Source organism: Pseudomonas sp. BMW13 (assembly GCF_013357275.1).
In the GTDB taxonomy this organism is placed as follows: Bacteria; Pseudomonadota; Gammaproteobacteria; order Pseudomonadales; family Pseudomonadaceae; genus Aquipseudomonas; species Aquipseudomonas khazarica.
Window position 1 is genome coordinate 71,649 of the sequence record NZ_SUKD01000014.1, and the last position, 17,437, is coordinate 89,085.

A 17,437-nucleotide genomic window follows, 5' to 3' on the forward strand; every position below is an offset into this window, starting at 1 on the left:
TTTTTTTCGCGGCTGAAACCGCTCCTACAACACAGGCATCGGCCTCACTTGCGCGCCTGCTCCCAGGACTTGAGCAGCTCGTCATAGGCGATGGTTTCGCCCTTGGGCTTCTCGTTGGCCAGCTTGGGCTTGGGTGCACCCGGCTGATCGAACCAGTACTGCGGATCACGCGGCTCGTTCAGCTTCGGCCCGCACTCGCCAAGCACGTTGGAGCGTTCCAGGCGACCGAGCATGGTGTCCTGCGCGGCAGCCAGACCATCGAGCGCCTGCTGTGGCGTCTTGTCGCCACTCGCGGCTTCGGCGATGAACTGCCACCACAGCTGGGCCAGACGCGGATAGTCCGGCACGTTGGTGCCGGTCGGCGTCCACTGCACGCGAGCCGGGCTGCGGTAGAACTCCACCAGACCGCCAAGCTTCGGCGCTATGTCCGTCATGGCCTGCGAGTTGATGTCCGATTCGCGAATCGGGGTCAGGCCGACCAGGGTCTTCTTCAGCGAGACGGTCTTGGAGGTGACGAACTGGGCGTACAGCCAGGCCGCCAGGCGCTGCTTCTCCGGGGTCGACTTGAGGAAGGTCCAGGAACCGGTGTCCTGGTAGCCGAGCTTCATGCCCTCCTCCCAGTACGGTCCCTTCGGCGACGGTGCCATGCGCCATTTCGGCGTGCCGTCCTCGTTGACCACCGGCAGGCCCGGCTTGGTCATGTCGGCGGTGAAGGCGGTGTACCAGAAGATCTGCTGGGCAATGGCGCCCTGCGCCGGCACCGGACCGGCCTCGGAGAAGGTCATGCCCTGGGCTTCCGGCGGTGCGTACTGACGCATCCAGTCGACGTACTTCTGCGTGGCGAACACTGCCGCCGGGCCGTTGGTGTCGCCGCCACGGGCAACGCTGGAGCCCACCGGGCGGCAGCCGTCGACGCGAATGCCCCACTCGTCCACCGGCAGGCCATTGGGCAGGCCCTTGTCGCCGCCGCCAGCCATGGAGAACCAGGCATCGGTGAAGCGCCAGCCCAGCGACGGGTCTTTCTTGCCGTAGTCCATGTGGCCATAGACGCGCTGGCCATCGATCTCCTTGACGTGCTTGGAGAAGAACTCGGCAATGTCTTCATAGGCCGACCAGTTGACCGGCACGCCCAGCTCGTAGCCGTAGATTTCCTTGAACTTGGCCTTGAGTTCCGGGCGCTCGAACCAGTCGGCGCGGAACCAGTAGAGGTTGGCGAACTGCTGATCCGGCAGCTGGTACAGCTTGCCGTCCGGCCCGGTGGTGAAGGACGTGCCGATGAAGTCCTCGAGATCCAGGGTCGGCGAGGTGTAGTCCTTGGCTTCGCCGGCGATCATGTCGCTGATGGCCACCGCCTTGCCGTAGCGCGCATGGGTGCCGATCAGGTCGGAGTCGTTGACCCAGCCGTCGTAGATGTTCTTGTCCGACTGCATCTGCGTCTGCAGCTTCTCGACCACGTCGCCTTCCTGCAGCAGGTCATGGCGCAGCTTGATCCCGGTGATCTCGCTGAACGCCTTGGCCAGCACCTTGGACTCGTACTCGTGGGTGGTGATGGTTTCCGACACCACGCTGATATCCATGCCGCGGAACGGCTCGGCGGCCTTGATGAACCACTGCAGTTCGGCGAGTTGCTGCTCGGGTGTCAGGGTCGAGGGGTTGAACTCCTCGGCGATCCATTTCTTGGCGGCCTCTTCATAGGCATCCGCCCAGGCCGCACCGCTCAAACCGGACAACGCCAGCAAGGCGGCCAACGCCATGCTATGTCGGGTCTTGTTGTTATTGTCGAACATAGAGACCTCCATCTCAGGATATGGGAGAGGCAAACCGGTGGCAGCCCGGCTCAGCCCCAGCGCATGACTGCGCACAACCACAACAGCGATAGCAGTGACGCTATCCACACGCTCCAGTCGGTCACGCCTATCACCAGCAGGTGCAGGTAGGCGCTACCGAGCAGACCGATGAACAACCGGTCGCCACGGGTCGTGGCGATCGGCAGAAACCCCTTGCGTTCCACGCAAGGCCAGCGCAGCTCCACCAGCGTCATACCGGCCAGCAGCACGGCGATGCCGGCGAAGAACAGCGCAGTCGGTAGAGTCCAGGCCATCCAGCTCATGACGAACCTCCTTACACGCGACCGAGGGCAAAGCCCTTGGCCACATGATTGCGAACGAACCAGATCACCAGCATGCCGGGAATGATGGTCAGCACCCCGGCGGCGGCCAGCACGCCCCAGTCGATCCCCGACGCGGATACCGTACGGGTCATCACCGCGGCGATGGGCTTGGCGTCCACGGATGTCAGGGTGCGCGCCAGCAGCAGCTCGACCCAGGAGAACATGAAGCAGAAGAAAGCCGTGACGCCGATGCCGGAACGGATCAGCGGGATGAAGATCTTCACGAAGAATTTCGGGAAGCTGTAGCCGTCGATATAGGCCGTCTCGTCGATTTCCTTGGGCACGCTGGACATGAACCCTTCCAGGATCCACACCGCCAGCGGCACGTTGAACAGGCAGTGCGCCAGCGCCACGGCGATATGGGTATCGAACAGGCCGATGGACGAATACAGCTGGAAGAACGGCAGCAGGAACACCGCCGGCGGCGCCATGCGGTTGGTCAGCAGCCAGAAGAACAGGTGCTTGTCGCCGAGGAAGCGGTAGCGCGAGAAGGCATAGGCCGCCGGCAGCGCCACGCTGAGCGAGATCAGGGTGTTGAGGCTGACGTAGTACAGCGAGTTGAGATAGCCCTCGTACCAGCTGCGATCGGTGAAGATCACCCGGTAGTTTTCCAGGGTGAAATGCTGCGGCCACAGGCTCAGGCCACCGAGAATCTCGGTGTTGCTCTTGAACGACATGTTCAGCAGCCAGTAGATCGGCACCAGCAGGAAGAGGAAGTAGATCAGCAGAGCCAGGCGTTTGCGTAGCATCATGGTCGGCCTCAGCGATTCTTGTCGTCGTGGGTCATGGCGGTATAGAACAGCCAGGACACCAGCAGGATGATCAGGAAGTAGACCAGCGAGAACGCCGCCGCCGGGCCCAGATCGAACTGACCGATGGCCATCTGCGTCAGGGTCTGGCTGAGGAAGGTGGTGGCGTTGCCCGGGCCACCCCCGGTCAGCACGAACGGCTCGGTGTAGATCATGAAGCTGTCCATGAAGCGCAGCATCACCGCGATCAGCAGCACGCTCTTCAGCTTGGGCAGCTGGATATGGCGGAACACCGCCCAGTTCGACGCACGGTCGATGCGCGCCGCCTGGTAGTAGACGTCGGGTATCGCCCGCAAGCCCGAGTAGCACAGCAGCGCTACCAGCGACGTCCAGTGCCAGACGTCCATGATCAGCACCGTCACCCAGGCATCCATGGTGTTGGCGGCATAGTTGTAGCTGAGGCCCAGCTTGTTCAGCGCCCAGCCCATCAGGCCGATGTCGGCACGGCCGAAGATCTGCCAGATGGTGCCCACCACGTTCCATGGAATCAGCAGCGGGATGGCCATCAGGATCAGGCACAGCGACGCCCAGCGCCCGCGGGTCGGCATGCACAGGGCGATGGCGATGCCCAGCGGAATCTCGATCAGCAGCACGCAGGCGGAGAAGATGAACTGGCGCAGCAGCGAGTCGTGCAGGCGCGGGTCCTGCAACACCTGGCGATACCAGTCGACGCCGACGAAGTAGCGCGTGGCCGGATCGAAGATGTCCTGCACCGAGTAGTTGACCACCGTCATCATCGGCACGATGGCACTGAAGGCCACCAGCAGGAACACCGGCAGGACCAGCCACCAGGCCTTGTTGTTCTGTACCTTCATGGCGCCACCTCCACCAGGTAGTCATCGGCATAGAGCATCAGCCACTGCGCAGGAAAGCTCAGGTAGACCTGTTCGCGTGGCACCGGCTGGTCCTCCTGCAGGCGTGCCTTGAGCACCTGGCCGTCGAGGTCGAAGGTAAGGATCTTGTAGGTGCCGAGGTCCTCGACGTGCAGCACGCGCCCGCACAGCGCGTCTTCATAGGCGCCGTCCCAGACATGCACGAACTCGGGGCGGATGCCCACCTGCAGGCGCCTGCCGTCCAGTTCGGCCAGGCGCTGGTTGAGCGCGTCGGAAAGCGGCAGCACGGTATCGGCGAAACGCACGCCACCTTCGCAGCGCTGCACGTCGATCAGGTTCATCCCCGGGCTGCCGATGAAGTAGCCGACGAAGGTGTGTCCGGGGCGCTCGAACAGTTCGCGCGGCGTACCGAACTGGACGATCTGCCCGCCATACATCACCGCGATCTTGTCGGCGAAGGTGGAAGCCTCCAGCTGGTCGTGGGTGACGTAGACCATGGTGATGTTGAACTGCTCGTGGATCTGCTTGAGCTTGCGCCGCAGCTTCCACTTCAGGTGCGGGTCGATCACCGTCAGCGGCTCGTCGAAGAGAATCGCCGATACGTCGTCACGCACCAGGCCACGCCCCATGGACACCTTCTGCTTCTCGTCGGCGGTGAGGTTGCGCGCCTTCTTGCGCAGCAGCGGATGGAGTTCGAGCACCTCCGCGATCTCATGCACCTTGCTGGTGATCCGCGCCTCGTCCATGCCCTGGTTACGCAGCGGGAAGGCCAGGTTGTCGAACACCGTCATGGTGTCGTAGACCACCGGGAACTGGAACACCTGGGCGATGTTGCGCTGCTGCGGCGACAATGCGTTGACCGCCTTGCCGTCGAACTGCACCTCGCCCTGGGACGGGCTTAGCAGGCCGGAGATGATGTTGAGCAGGGTCGACTTGCCGCAGCCCGAGGGGCCCAGCAGCGCGTAGGCGCCGCCCTGCTGCCAGATGTGGTTCATCTCGCGGATCGCATAATCTTCCGGCGCCTTCGGCGCGCCGCTGTAGCTGTGCGCGAGGTTGTGCAGACGAATCTCGGCCATCAGGCAGCCCTCCCCTGGCGACGACTGGGTGCCTGGACCAATTGCCCATCGGCGGCAAAGACGAACAGCTTGTGGGTCGGGATGTAGATGAGTATCGGCGTGTCCACCGCGTACTCGTGCACGCCCGGCAGGTGCAGCACCAGCACGAACTGTTCGTTGCGCACGTGCAGGAAGGTTTCCGAGCCGCTGATCTCGGCCAGCTCCACGGTGACCGCCAGTTCCAGGTCATCGTCGTTCGACGGCACCAGGCCAATATGGCTCGGGCGCACGCCGAAACGGTACTCGCCCTCGGCGATGTCGCGCAGGTCCTGATTGAGCGGAAAGTGCACGCAGTCGGCAAAGCTCACCTCGCTGCCGCTGATCCGCCCCGGCATCAGGTTGATCGCCGGCTCGGAGAACAGTTCGGCGGCCAGCACCTGCTGCGGACGGTGATAGACATCGGCGGTCTTGCCACTCTGCACCACCCGCCCCTCGTGCAGGATGGTGGTGGTGCCACCGAGGGCCAGCGCCTCGTTCGGCTCGGTGGTGGCGTAGATGGCGATGGTGTGGCGCGCCTGAAACAGCTCGCGCATTTCCTGGCGCAACTCCTCGCGCAGCTTGTAGTCGAGGTTGACCAGGGGCTCGTCGAAGAGGATCAGCGAAGCGTCCTTGACCAGTGCCCGCGCCATGGCCGTGCGCTGCTGCTGACCACCGGACAGTTCCAGTGGGTAGCGTGACAGCAGGTTGTCGATGCGCAGCATGCGCGCCGTGCTCTCGACCTTGTCGGCGATCAGCTCCCTGGCCATTCCGGCCTGGCGCAGCGGCGACGCGATGTTCTCGAACACCGTCAGGGTCGGGTAGTTGATGAACTGCTGATAGACCATCGACACGTTGCGCTGACGCACCGGGACGCCGGTGACATCGGCGCCGTTCATCAGCACGCGACCGCTGCTGGGTCGATCCAGGCCGGCCATCAGGCGCATCAGGCTGGTCTTGCCGGCCAGGGTGCGGCCCAGCAGGACGTTGAAAGAGCCGGGTTCGAAACTCAGGCAGGCATCATCGATATGCACCTGGCCGTCGACGATACGGGTGACGTGTTCGAGCTTGAGCGACATGGCCTGTCCTTTTTCTTGTCGTGCCATTCGATTACGAACACCTTAGCGACAAGCATGCCAGGGCCGAAAAACATCAACTATCCATCTGATAAACAAGAAAAAACGCGAAATTCCTGGAAAGCTCATCGAGACCAGACTGAACAGCTTTGCACAAGCGGATGTGAACAACTGAACAGTTCGACTGTTGACTTTGAACAGTTTTGAACAAGACTGGACGGACGCGACGCAGGTCGCGAGCACATCGCGGCGCAGATCGCGAACCTACAAGAAGAGAGCGTCCATGACAGAAGCTGCCCGCGCGCAGGCGCACGACACCATCATCGAGCAATCCTGGTCGCGCTGCCGTGACTACGGCCTGACCCACCAGAGTCCGCCCTGCTTCGACCCGCCCCCTCCCGGTGAACTCTCGGCCCTGCTGGAGAGCCGCCAGGCACTGGTACAGACCACCCACCAGGAAGTGCTGCCCTACTACGGCACCATCCTGGCCAACTCCAACTGCCTGATCATGCTCGCCGACGAGCAGGGCCGGCTGTTGCAGTCCTGGGGCGACCAGCGCTTCATCGAACCGCGCCAGGCCGCGGGCTTCGTCGCCGGCGCCAGCTGGCTGGAGCGCTACACCGGCACCAATGCCATCGGCACCGCGCTCAGCTGCGGCCAGGCCGTGCACATCCAGCACGACGAGCACTTCCTCAAGGCGAACCGCTTCATGACCGGCTCGGCCTCACCGATCTTCGACGAGCAGCGACGCATGGTCGCCGTGCTCGACGTGTCCAGCGACAGCTACCTGCCGCCCGCGCACACCCTGGGCATGGTCAAGATGATGAGCCAGTCGGTGGAGAACCGCCTGATCCTCAAGCTGTTCGCCGAGCAGTACCACCTGCTCAGCTTCAATACCAGCCTGGACAACCTCGACAGCCCCTGGGCCGGGCTGGTGGTGTTCGACGAGCAGGGCCACGTGGTCTCGGCGAACCGCCGTGCCGACAACCTGCTCGGGCAACCCCTTGCCTACTGCGCCATCGAGCAGCTGTTCGACGTGCCGCTGCAGCAGTTGCTCAACCAGCCGGACAACCTGCCCTTCAACCTGCGTACCAGCGGCCACTTTCGCTTCCACGCGCGGGTGCGCCGCCCTACCCGGCCAGCCCCCGTTCAACCCCGCGACTTCCGCCCGCCGCTGACCAGCCGCAGCGAGCAGGAGCCGCACCTGCACGCACTCAACCTGGGCGACGCCAGAGTGGACAAGGCCATTCGCCAGGCCGAACGCCTGCTGGAGAAGGACATCCCGATTCTGGTGCAGGGTGAAACCGGCGCCGGCAAGGAGGTCTTCGTCAAGGCCCTGCACCGCTCCAGCTCACGCGCCAACCAGGCGTTCATCGCGGTCAACTGCGCCGCCATCCCGGCGGAGCTGGTGGAGTCGGAGCTGTTCGGCTACGAGAAAGGCGCCTTCACCGGCGCCAGCCAGAAGGGCCATGTCGGCCTGATCCGCAAGGCGCACAAGGGCACGCTGTTTCTCGACGAAATCGGCGACATGCCGCTGCGCGTCCAGGCCCGATTGCTGCGTGTCCTGCAGGAACGCTGCGTGCAGCCGCTGGGCAGCAGCGAGTTGCACCCGGTGGACGTGCGCCTGATCTCCGCGACCAACCGCCCGTTGCGCCAGGACATCGACAATGGCCAGTTTCGCGCCGACCTCTACTACCGCATCAGCGGCCTGAACCTGGAGCTGCCGCCGCTGCGCGAACGCACCGACAAGGCGGCCCTGTTCCAGAAGCTCTGGGAACAGCACCGCGAACCCAGGCAGTGGGCGGGGCTCAGTCGCGAGGTACTCGAACTATTCCAGCGCCACCCCTGGCCGGGCAACCTGCGCCAGCTCAGCAGCGTGCTGCGCGTCGCGCTGGCCATGGCCGACGACCAGCCGATTCGCGCCGAACACCTGCCGGACGACTTTTTCACCGACCTGCCCGGCGCGGCGCCGCAGCCGTCACTGCCCGTGGCAGACAGCGACGACCTGGCCAGCCAGTACCAGGCCTGCGGCGGCAATATCTCCTACCTGGCGCGCCACCTCGGCCTGAGCCGCAACACCCTGTACAAGCGCCTGCGTGAACAGGGCGTCAGGCCTTGATCACGCGCCGCACCCAGACAGCCGGCCGCCATCCGCGCTGCATGCCCGCCGCCGCCAGCAGGATGGCCGCGACACCGAACCACTGCAGCGGGCTCAGCCAGTGGTCGAAGGCCAGCCAGTCGACCAGAATCGCCGCCACCGGGTAGATGAATGACAGTGCGCCGGTCACCGCCGTCGGCAGTTTCTGGATCGCGCCATACAGCAGCAGGTACATCAACCCGGTATGCACGAGCCCCAAGGCCAGCAGGCTGGCCCAGGCGACCTCGCCCTGCGGCAGTTCACGCCCCATCAGCGGCGCCAGCAGGATCACCCCGGTCACCAGCTGGATCAGCGCGATCAGGTGCGGCGGCGTGTCGCTGAGGCGTTTGACGATCAATGCGGCGATCGCATAGAGCAGCGCCGCCCCCAGCGCCAACCCGATGCCCATCAGGTAGTTGGCGCCGGCCACGGCACCCCGGCCATGAGCACTGACGATGGCCAGCATGCCGACGAACGCCAGGGCCAGCCAGGCGAGCTTGAGCCAGGTCAGGCGTTCGCCGAGAAACAGCGCCGCCAACCCCACCAGCATGAACGGCTGAACGTTGTACACCACCGTGCTGACGGCGATGGAGGCCTGCGTGTAGGAGGCGAACAACAACAGCCAGTTGCCGACGATGGCCACGCCGCTGAGCACGCCCAGCAGCAGCACGCGCCGCCCGAGCAGCTCGGCACGCAACAGACCGAGCGCGGCGCAGACCAACAGCAACATGCCCCCACCGATCAGGCAGCGCCAGAACACCACGTCCACCACCACCTGGCCGGAAAGCAGCACGAACCAGCCGATGGTGCCGGAAATCAGCATGGCGGCGATCATTTCCAGCGAGCCACGCTTGAGCTTCTCGTCCACGGGTCGATCCTCATTGAAATGAGCTGCCATTATGCGAAGGTGCAACTTCTCGCTCCATGGAGAATCTGAGGCAGAATCCAGCCCTCACCTTTTTTACAACGGCAGATTCCGGCTTTTACCTAACGAGGCCTGCAATGACCGATGAAATCGACCAGCCCCTGATCGCCGCATTGATGGCCGACTCGCGGCGCTCGCTGAAAGCACTGGCGCAGCTCAGTGGCCTGTCCTCCCCCAGCGTGGCCGAACGCCTGCGCCGCCTGGAGGAGCGCGGCGTGCTGAGGGGCTACACCGTGGAGATCGACCCACGGCATTTCGGCTACCAGTTGCAGGCCATCGTTCGCGTCAGGCCGCTGCCCGGCAAACTGCACGAAGTCGAACGACTGATCCAGGCCACACCCGAATTCACCGAATGCGACAAGGTCACCGGCGAGGACTGTTTCATCGCGCGCCTGCACGTGCGCTCCATGGAACAGCTGGACGAGGTGCTCGATCGCCTCAACGGCCATGCCGAAACCAACACCGCCATCGTCAAGAAGACCTCGGTCCCGCGCCGATTGCCACCGATGAACTGACAAGGAACGCTCATGCCCTCCTCCCTACGCCCCCTGCTCGCCGCACTCGGCCTCTGCCTGGCCAGCCAGAACGCGCTCGCCGAACTGCGCCCGGCCGTCGACGCTGCCGTGAAACCCGTGATGCAGGCCTACGCCATCCCCGGCATGGCCATCGCCATCAGCCACAAGGGGCAGCAGCACTTCTTCGACTATGGCGTCGCCTCCCGCGAAAGCGGCCAGGCCGTGGATCGTCACACGCTGTTCGAGCTGGGCTCGATCAGCAAACTGTTCACCGCCACCCTCGGCACCTACGCGCAGGCGCGTGGCACCCTGAACCTCAGCGACAACGCCAGCCAGTACCTGCCAGCCCTGCAAGGCAGCGCGTTCGACCATATCAGCCTGCTGGACCTGGCGACCTACAGCGCCGGCGGCCTGCCGCTGCAGTTCCCGGACGCGGTAGGCGACGAGCGCCAGATGCTCGACTACTACCGCAACTGGCAGGCCGTCTATCCGGCCGGCACCCGTCGCCTGTATTCCAACCCGAGCATCGGCCTGTTCGGCCACCTGGCGGCGGCCAGCCTGGCCGAACCCTTCCAGCAGGTGATGGAGCAGGACCTGCTGCCACGACTGGGCATGCAGGAAAGCTACGTGCAGATACCGGCCGGGCAGATGCAGCACTACGCCTGGGGCTACCGCGACGACAAGGCCATGCGCGTAGGCCCCGGCGCCCTGGATGCCGAAGCCTACGGGTTGAAATCCAGCGCCACCGACATGCTGCGCTTCATCGAGGTCAACCTGCACCCGGATCGCCTGCCCTCGCCGCTGCACCAGGCCGTCAGCGCCACTCATCGCGGCTACTACCAGGTCGGTGACATGACCCAGGCCCTCGGCTGGGAACGCTACGCCTACCCCATCAGCCTGGAACAGCTGCAGGCTGGCAACTCCGCCGACATGGCCCTGCAGCCGCATCCCGTCGAGCGCTTCGCCGTGGCCAAGCCTGCCGAAGGCGATCTGCTGCTGAACAAGACCGGCTCGACCAATGGCTTCGGCGCCTACATCCTGCTGCTGCCCGCACGGGACACCGGGCTGGTGATACTCGCCAACCGCAACTACCCCAACGCCGAGCGTGTGCGCCTGGCGCTGCAACTGCTCGAGGCCATTGCACCCTAGCCGGCGCAGCTCGTGAGCCAAACGACGACGCCCGCCGCTGAGGCGACGGGCGTCGTCGATCGAGAAGCTGAGGTCAGGCCGAGAAACCACCGTCGATCGTCAGATTGGCGCCGGTGATGTAGGCCGCTTCGGGGCCTGCCAGGTACGCCACGAAACTGGCGATTTCCTCTGCCTTGCCATAACGCGGCAGGGCCATGGTCTGCTTCAGCGACTCGGCGAAATCACCCTGATCGGGGTTCATGTCGGTATCCACCGGGCCAGGCTGAACGTTGTTGACCGTGATGCCGCGCGGCCCCAGGTCACGGGCCAGCCCCTTGGTGAAGCCGGCCACCGCCGCCTTGCTCAAGGCATAGACGGAGCCACCGGCGAACGGCATGCGCTCGGCGTTGGTGCTGCCGATGGTGATGATCCGCCCGCCCTCGCCCATCACCCGGGCAGCCTCCTGGCTGGCGATCACCACGCTGCGCACGTTCACGTCCAGCGTGCGGTCCAGATCCTCGATGCTGAAGGTTTCGATGGGGGCGACGGCCAGCACACCGGCATTGTTCACCAGAATATCGAGGCCACCGAGACTCTCCAGCGTATGGCGGATGGCGGCACGAATCGCCTGTTCGTCACGACTGTCGGCCTGAATCGCGATGGCGCGGCCACCGGCCGCTTCGATACCGGCCACGACGTCGAGTGCACCCGCAGCAGAGGACACGTAGGTCAGGGCCACTGCAGCGCCTTCCTGCGCCAGGCGCTGGGCGATCGCGGCGCCAATGCCGCGCGAACCACCTTGGATGAATGCGACTTTGCCTTCGAGGGTTTTCTTGATGCTCATGGGAATCTCCTGGAACTGAGGTTTGATTGGGACACGGACTCAGTATTCACCCAGGACTCACAACCAATAAGCCGGCAATTGCTATATTCATTCGATACCAATGGTTTACAGGCGACCCATGGAAACCCTCAGCAGCATCGAATGTTTCGTCCGCACGGCAGAAGCCGGCAGTTTCGCCGAGGCCGCCAGGCGCCTGGGCCTGACCCCCGCCGCTGTCGGCAAGAACGTTGCACGTCTGGAGTCCAGCCTCGGAGTGCGCCTGTTCCTGCGCAGCACCCGGCGCCTGACGCTGACCGAGGCCGGCGAACGGTTTCTCGCGCAGGTGAGCGGCGGGCTGGCGAGCATCCAGAGCGCGGTGGCCAATCTCGCCAGCAGCCAGGGCCAGCCCGCTGGCCGGCTCAAGGTGAGCATGGGCGTCGCCTTCGGCCGTGATTACATCCTGCCGCACCTGAGCGACTTCCTCGCCCGCTATCCGGCGATCACCCCAGACTGGCACTTCGACAACCGCGCCGTGGACCTGATCGGCGAAGGCTTCGATGCGGCCATCGGCGGCGGCTTCGAGCTACCGCCCGGTGCGATCGCTCGCCAGTTGGCCCCCGCTCATCGGGTGCTGCTGGCCTCGCCAGGCTATCTCGCCAGGCATGCTGTCATTCGGACGCCGGAGGACCTGGCACGGCATGACGGTATCCTGATCCGCTCGCCGCAGACCGGGCGCGTACGCAGCTGGCCCCTGCGCACGGCGGATGAGCGCCAGGCCACCCTGGAGCTGAACCGGCGCATGACCATGAACGACCCCGAGGCCGCCTGTCATGCCGCCCTGCAGGACCTGGGCATCACCCTGGTCAGCACCGTGCACGCGCTGCCCTACCTGCAGCGCGGTGAGCTGCAACGGGTGCTGCCGGACTGGTACGTGGACACCGGCAGCCTGAGCCTCTACTTCAGTGCGCAGAAGCTGCTGCCGGCCAAGACGCGGGTGTTCATCGACTTCATCGTCGAGCGTTTCCGTGAACACCGCTGGGCGCAGCGTTTCGATGCGCGCAACCCCATGGCCGCCACCACGGAGCCCCCCCGAAAATGACGAAGGCCGCTTCACAGCGGCCTTCGTCGTTCAGCGTCGGGGCTTACTCGGCCAAGCGCCAGGTGGTACCGCCCTTGCCGTCTTCCAGTACCACGCCCATGGCGGTGATCTGGTCACGGATGCGGTCGCTTTCCGCCCAGTTCTTCTCGGCACGCGCCTGCAGGCGCGCGGCGATCAGTGCCTCGACCTCGGCCGCATCGACCTTGCCGGCAGCGCCCGCCTGAAGGAAGGCTTCCGGCTCCAGCTGCAGCACGCCCAGCACGGCGGCCAGCTGCTTGAGCTGGGCGGCCAGGCCGGCAGCGGCCTGCACGTCGGATTCGCGCAGGCGGTTGACCTCACGGATCATCTCGAACAGCACCGCACAGGCTTCCGGCGAGTTGAAGTCATCGTCCATCGCCGCGCCGAAGCGCTCGACGAAGGCTTCGCCACCGGCAGGCGCCAGCTCCGGCAGGCCCTTGAGGCCGTTGTAGAAGCGTTCCAGGGCGCCCTTGGCTTCCTTGAGGCTCTCTTCGGAGTAGTTGATCGGGCTGCGGTAATGGCTGGACACCAGCAGGTAACGCACCACCTCCGGGTGATACTTCTCCAGCACCTCGCGGATGGTGAAGAAATTGCCCAGGCTCTTGGACATCTTCTCGCCATCGACGCGCACCGCCCCGGCATGCATCCAGGCCTTGGCGTACTGCTTGCCGGTCGCCGCCTCGCTCTGCGCGATCTCGTTCTCGTGGTGCGGGAACACCAGGTCCGGGCCACCGCCGTGGATGTCGAAGGTCTCGCCCAGGCAGCAGGTGGACATCACCGAGCACTCGATGTGCCAGCCGGGACGGCCCTTGCCCCACGGCGAGTCCCAGCTCGGCTCACCCGGCTTGGCGCCTTTCCACAGAACGAAGTCCAGCGGATCTTCCTTGATTTCGTCGACTTCGATGCGCGCGCCGATCTTCAGCTCGTCGATCTTGCGCCGCGACAGCTTGCCGTAGGTCTCGAACTTGGTGACGCGGTAGTACACGTCGCCATTGCCCGGCGCATAGGCGAAGCCCTTGTCGATCAGGGTCTGGATCATCTGGTGCATGCCGGCGATATGGCCGGTGGCGCGCGGCTCGATGTCCGGGCGCAGCACGGACAGACGCGCTTCGTCCTCGTGCATCGCGGCGATCATGCGCTCGACCAGCGCCTCGAACGGCTCGCCGTTCTCGTTGGCGCGGCGGATGATCTTGTCGTCGATGTCGGTGATGTTGCGCACGTAGGTCACGTCATAGCCGCGCTGACGCAGCCAGCGGGTGACCACGTCGAAGGCGACCATCACGCGGGCGTGACCGATATGGCAGTAGTCGTACACGGTCATGCCGCACACGTACATGCGCACCTGGTTGCCGATCAGCGGCTGGAAGGCGTCCTTGGTCTTGCTCAGGGTGTTGTAAATGCTCAGCATCTTTCTCTAATTCCTCAAGCACGGCTTGCAAGGCAGCGCGCGATGATCAGGCAACGCGGGGCGAGGTGAGCAAACGCTTTGCCAACCTCGCATCGACGCTGCCCGATCGAGCGCAGCGATTTGCCAGCCGTTATTGCCCCCAGGAGTCGCGCAGGGTCACGGTACGGTTGAACACCAGGGCATCGGCGGTCGAGTCCTTGTCCAGGCAGAAGTAGCCTTCGCGCTCGAACTGGAAGCGATCATCGGCAGTAGCCTGGGCCAGCGACGGCTCGGCACGGCAACCGGTGAGCACCACCAGCGAATCCGGGTTGATGTTGTCGAGGAAGCTGCCGCCCTCTTCCGCTTTCTCCGGGTTGGCCGAACGGAACAGGCGATCGTACAGGCGCACTTCGCAGGCCACGCTCTCGGCCGCCGGCACCCAGTGGATCACGCCCTTGACCTTGCGCCCTTCCGGGTTCTTGCCGAGGGTGTTCTCGTCGTAGGAGCAACGCAGCTCGACGATGTTGCCGGCGGCGTCCTTGACGGCCTCGTCGGCGCGGATCACGTAGCTGCCGCGCAGGCGCACTTCGCCACCGGGGATCAGACGCTTGAAGCCGTCCGGCGGAGTTTCCTCGAAGTCGCTGGCATCGATGTAGATCTCGCGGGAGAACGGCAGCACGCGCACGCCCATGTCCTGCTTCGGGTGGCGCGGCAGCTCGAGGTTCTCGACCTGGCCTTCCGGGTAGTTGGTGATCACCACCTTGAGCGGCTTGAGCACGCACATGGCGCGCGCGGCGTTGGCGTCCAGGTCGTCACGAATGGCGAATTCCAGCATGCCGATATCCACCAGGCCACCGGCACGGTTGACGCCGATCATGTCGCAGAAGGTGCGGATCGACGCCGGGGTGTAACCGCGACGGCGGTAACCGGACAGCGTCGACATGCGCGGGTCGTCCCAGCCATCGACGTGTTTCTCGTCGACGAGCTGCTTGAGCTTGCGCTTGCTGGTGATGGTGTAGTTCAGGTTCAGGCGGGCGAATTCGTACTGACGCGGCGCCGCCGGCACCGGCAGGTTGGCCAGGAACCATTCGTACAGCGGACGGTGATCCTCGAACTCCAGGGTGCAGATCGAGTGCGTCACGCCCTCGATCGCGTCGGACTGACCGTGGGTGAAGTCGTAGCTCGGGTAGATGCACCACTTGTCGCCCGTCTGGTGGTGATGGGCATGGCGGATGCGATAGAGGATCGGGTCGCGCAGGTTGATGTTCGGCGAGGTCATGTCGATCTTGGCACGCAGCGAACGGGCGCCGTCCGCGAACTCGCCAGCCTTCATGCGGGCGAACAGGTCCAGGTTCTCCTCCACCGAACGCTCACGGAACGGGCTGTTCTTGCCCGGCTCGGTGAGGTTGCCACGGTATTCGCGCATTTCTTCGGCGTTCAGATCGCAGACGAAGGCCTTGCCCGCCTTGATCAGCTCGATGGCCCAGGCATGCAGCTGGTCGAAGTAGTTGGAGGCGTAGCGCTCTTCGCCCGCCCACTTGAAGCCCAGCCACTCGACGTCGACCTTGATCGCGTCGATGTATTCCTGGTCTTCCTTGGCCGGGTTGGTGTCGTCGAAACGCAGGTTGCACTGGCCGCCGAACTCTTCGGCCAGGCCGAAGTTCAGACAGATGCTCTTGGCATGACCGATGTGCAGGTAGCCGTTGGGCTCCGGCGGAAAGCGGGTCACGATCTGGGCGTGCTTGCCGCTGTCCAGATCGGCCTGGACGATGGGGCGCAGGAAGTTGGCGGCTTTTTCGACGGTGGGCTTGCTCATGGTGTCCTTAACAATACTGGCGCGGCACAGGGTAGGCCGCCTCGGGCAAAGTCCGTATCATAACCAACCTGTCAAGCCCCTGACAGGGTGCATGCCACCCTGACAAGCGCTGTTCATCCACGAGCCGAGCGCTCGAACCTGCCTCATCACGGATACGATCATGATCAAACTGCACACCAACCACGGCGTCATCACCCTGAACCTGTTCGCCGACAAGGCCCCGGAAACCGTGGCCAACTTCGAGCAATACGTGAAGGAAGGCCACTACGACGGCACCATCTTCCACCGTGTGATCGGCAACTTCATGATCCAGGGCGGCGGTTTCGAGCCGGGCATGAAGCAGAAGCCGACCCGTGCACCGATCAAGAACGAAGCCAACAACGGCGTCGCCAACAAGGTCGGCACCGTCGCCATGGCCCGCACCATGGAGCCGCATTCGGCCAGCGCGCAGTTCTTCATCAACGTCGCCGACAACAGCTTCCTCAACCACAGCGCACCGACCGTTCAGGGCTGGGGCTACGCCGTGTTCGGTGAAGTGGTCGAAGGCATGGACGTGGTCGAGAAGATCAAGGGCGTCTCCACCACCATGAAAGCCGGCCACCAGGACGTACCGGTCGACGACGTGGTCATCGAGAAGGCCGAAGTCGTAGCCGAGTAAGTCGATGATCCTGCTGATCTCCGATCTGCACCTCGAAGAGAAACGCCCGGACATCACCCGGGCGTTTCTGCATTTTCTCGCCACGCGCGCGCGCCAGGCCGAGGCGCTGTACATCCTTGGCGACTTCTTCGAGGTCTGGATCGGCGACGACGGCATGTCGCCCTTCCAGCATGAGATCGCCCGCGCCCTGCGCGAGCTGAGCGATGCCGGCACGCGCATCCACCTGATGCACGGCAACCGCGACTTTCTCATCGGCAAGGCATTCTGCCGCGAGGCCGGCTGCACCCTGCTCAGCGATCCCTGCACGGTGCAACTGGGCGGTGAGCGCGTACTGCTGATGCACGGCGACAGCCTGTGCACCCTGGATGTCGGCTACATGAAGCTGCGGCGCTGGCTGCGCAACCCGCTGTCACTGCTGGTCCTGCGCAATCTGCCGCTCGCCACCCGGCAGAAGCTGGCACGCAAGCTGCGCAACGAAAGCCGCGCGCAAACGCGGATGAAGGCCAGTGAGATCGTCGACGTCACGCCGCAGGAAGTGCTCAGGGTCATGGCCGCGCATGGCGTGCGCACGCTGATCCATGGCCACACCCATCGCCCGGCCGTGCATGAGCTGGAGGTGAACGGCCAGCCGGCACGGCGCATCGTGCTGGGCGACTGGGATCGCCAGGGCTGGGCGCTGCAGATCGATGACGAGGGCTTCAACCAGGCGCCGTTCGAGCTTGCTCCCGCAAACGCCTGCGAGCCGTAGCCATACCATCCTGTAGGAGCGGCTTCAGCCGCGAAAGGCCGCTGTTGCAATGTTCGCGGCTGAAGCCGCTCCTACAGTGCTCAATCTGAGGTCACCACCGCCGCCGCGGCCTTATGCAGCGATGTAGGGCGGGTGAAACCCGCCATCTCCCTCACGGCGGGTTTCACCCGCCCTACCCGGCCAAACGCCTCCGAGCCGTAGCCC

16 protein-coding genes are annotated in these 17,437 nt (G+C 64.6%); 6 read left to right on the forward strand and 10 right to left on the reverse strand.

The window, feature by feature from the left end; genetic code table 11:
* Positions 1-44: 44 nt before the first annotated feature.
* The 6 genes from E4487_RS12430 to E4487_RS12455 are packed head-to-tail and all read right to left on the reverse strand — an operon-like array spanning position 45 to position 5,982.
* Positions 45-1,787: an ABC transporter substrate-binding protein gene (locus E4487_RS12430; protein ID WP_037053052.1), complete on the reverse strand. Its 1,743-nt coding sequence runs from the start codon at positions 1,785-1,787 to the stop codon at positions 45-47.
* Between the two features lie 50 nt (positions 1,788-1,837).
* Complete coding sequence (locus tag E4487_RS12435) at positions 1,838-2,110, reverse strand: DUF2160 domain-containing protein (protein ID WP_037053054.1); 273 nt, start codon at positions 2,108-2,110, stop codon at positions 1,838-1,840.
* 11 nt (positions 2,111-2,121) lie between these two features.
* Positions 2,122-2,922, reverse strand: a complete 801-nt coding sequence (locus E4487_RS12440; RefSeq protein ID WP_037053055.1) for a carbohydrate ABC transporter permease — start codon at positions 2,920-2,922, stop codon at positions 2,122-2,124.
* Between the two features lie 8 nt (positions 2,923-2,930).
* The gene (locus E4487_RS12445; protein ID WP_037053057.1) at positions 2,931-3,794 is read right to left on the reverse strand and encodes a carbohydrate ABC transporter permease; all 864 of its coding nucleotides are present in this window, start codon (positions 3,792-3,794) and stop codon (positions 2,931-2,933) included.
* A complete protein-coding gene (locus tag E4487_RS12450; RefSeq protein ID WP_047587400.1) occupies positions 3,791-4,888 on the reverse strand; it encodes an ABC transporter ATP-binding protein in 1,098 nt (365 codons plus the stop codon). The genes E4487_RS12445 and E4487_RS12450 overlap by 4 nt, the downstream gene beginning before the upstream one ends.
* Entirely contained in the window at positions 4,888-5,982 is a 1,095-nt protein-coding gene (locus E4487_RS12455) for an ABC transporter ATP-binding protein (RefSeq protein WP_037053060.1), read from the reverse strand. Before E4487_RS12455 ends, E4487_RS12450 begins: the two co-directional genes overlap by 1 nt.
* 280 nt (positions 5,983-6,262) lie before the next feature.
* On the opposite strand from E4487_RS12455, the gene E4487_RS12460 reads away from it, so the two are divergent.
* Positions 6,263-8,098 (forward strand): sigma-54-dependent Fis family transcriptional regulator, encoded by a 1,836-nt coding sequence (locus E4487_RS12460; RefSeq protein ID WP_175253493.1) that lies wholly within the window; start codon positions 6,263-6,265, stop codon positions 8,096-8,098.
* Here the strand turns inward: E4487_RS12460 and E4487_RS12465 are convergent.
* Positions 8,088-8,984 (reverse strand): DMT family transporter, encoded by an 897-nt coding sequence (locus E4487_RS12465; protein ID WP_175253494.1) that lies wholly within the window; start codon positions 8,982-8,984, stop codon positions 8,088-8,090. The two genes, E4487_RS12460 and E4487_RS12465, sit on opposite strands and share 11 nt — an antisense overlap.
* A 134-nt stretch (positions 8,985-9,118) precedes the next feature.
* On the opposite strand from E4487_RS12465, the gene E4487_RS12470 reads away from it, so the two are divergent.
* Complete coding sequence (locus E4487_RS12470) at positions 9,119-9,556, forward strand: Lrp/AsnC family transcriptional regulator (RefSeq protein WP_175253495.1); 438 nt, start codon at positions 9,119-9,121, stop codon at positions 9,554-9,556.
* Positions 9,557-9,568: 12 nt separating this feature from the next.
* Positions 9,569-10,705: a class C beta-lactamase gene (gene ampC / locus E4487_RS12475; RefSeq protein WP_175253496.1), complete on the forward strand. Its 1,137-nt coding sequence runs from the start codon at positions 9,569-9,571 to the stop codon at positions 10,703-10,705.
* A gap of 73 nt (positions 10,706-10,778) precedes the next feature.
* Here the strand turns inward: ampC and E4487_RS12480 are convergent, their stop codons facing one another.
* A complete protein-coding gene (locus E4487_RS12480; protein WP_037053065.1) occupies positions 10,779-11,528 on the reverse strand; it encodes a 3-oxoacyl-ACP reductase family protein in 750 nt (249 codons plus the stop codon).
* 118 nt (positions 11,529-11,646) lie between these two features.
* Between E4487_RS12480 and E4487_RS12485 the strand changes: the two genes are divergently transcribed.
* Positions 11,647-12,606: a LysR family transcriptional regulator gene (locus tag E4487_RS12485; RefSeq protein ID WP_134675971.1), complete on the forward strand. Its 960-nt coding sequence runs from the start codon at positions 11,647-11,649 to the stop codon at positions 12,604-12,606.
* Between the two features lie 43 nt (positions 12,607-12,649).
* Here E4487_RS12485 and cysS read toward each other — a convergent pair whose 3' ends face one another.
* Together cysS and E4487_RS12495 are read right to left on the reverse strand one after the other, a co-directional pair.
* Positions 12,650-14,032 carry a cysteine--tRNA ligase gene (cysS, locus tag E4487_RS12490; RefSeq protein WP_037053069.1) on the reverse strand — a complete coding sequence of 461 codons (1,383 nt, stop codon included), beginning with the start codon at positions 14,030-14,032 and terminating at the stop codon, positions 12,650-12,652.
* Positions 14,033-14,162: 130 nt separating this feature from the next.
* On the reverse strand, positions 14,163-15,827 hold the full coding sequence (locus E4487_RS12495; RefSeq protein ID WP_175253497.1) for a glutamine--tRNA ligase/YqeY domain fusion protein: 1,665 nt from the start codon (positions 15,825-15,827) through the stop codon (positions 14,163-14,165).
* 160 nt (positions 15,828-15,987) lie between these two features.
* Here E4487_RS12495 and E4487_RS12500 point away from each other — a divergent pair, with 160 nt between their 5' ends.
* Complete coding sequence (locus E4487_RS12500) at positions 15,988-16,485, forward strand: peptidylprolyl isomerase (protein ID WP_152488575.1); 498 nt, start codon at positions 15,988-15,990, stop codon at positions 16,483-16,485.
* 4 nt (positions 16,486-16,489) lie between these two features.
* Positions 16,490-17,233 (forward strand): UDP-2,3-diacylglucosamine diphosphatase, encoded by a 744-nt coding sequence (gene lpxH / locus E4487_RS12505; RefSeq protein WP_152488574.1) that lies wholly within the window; start codon positions 16,490-16,492, stop codon positions 17,231-17,233.
* Positions 17,234-17,437: the final 204 nt, after the last annotated feature.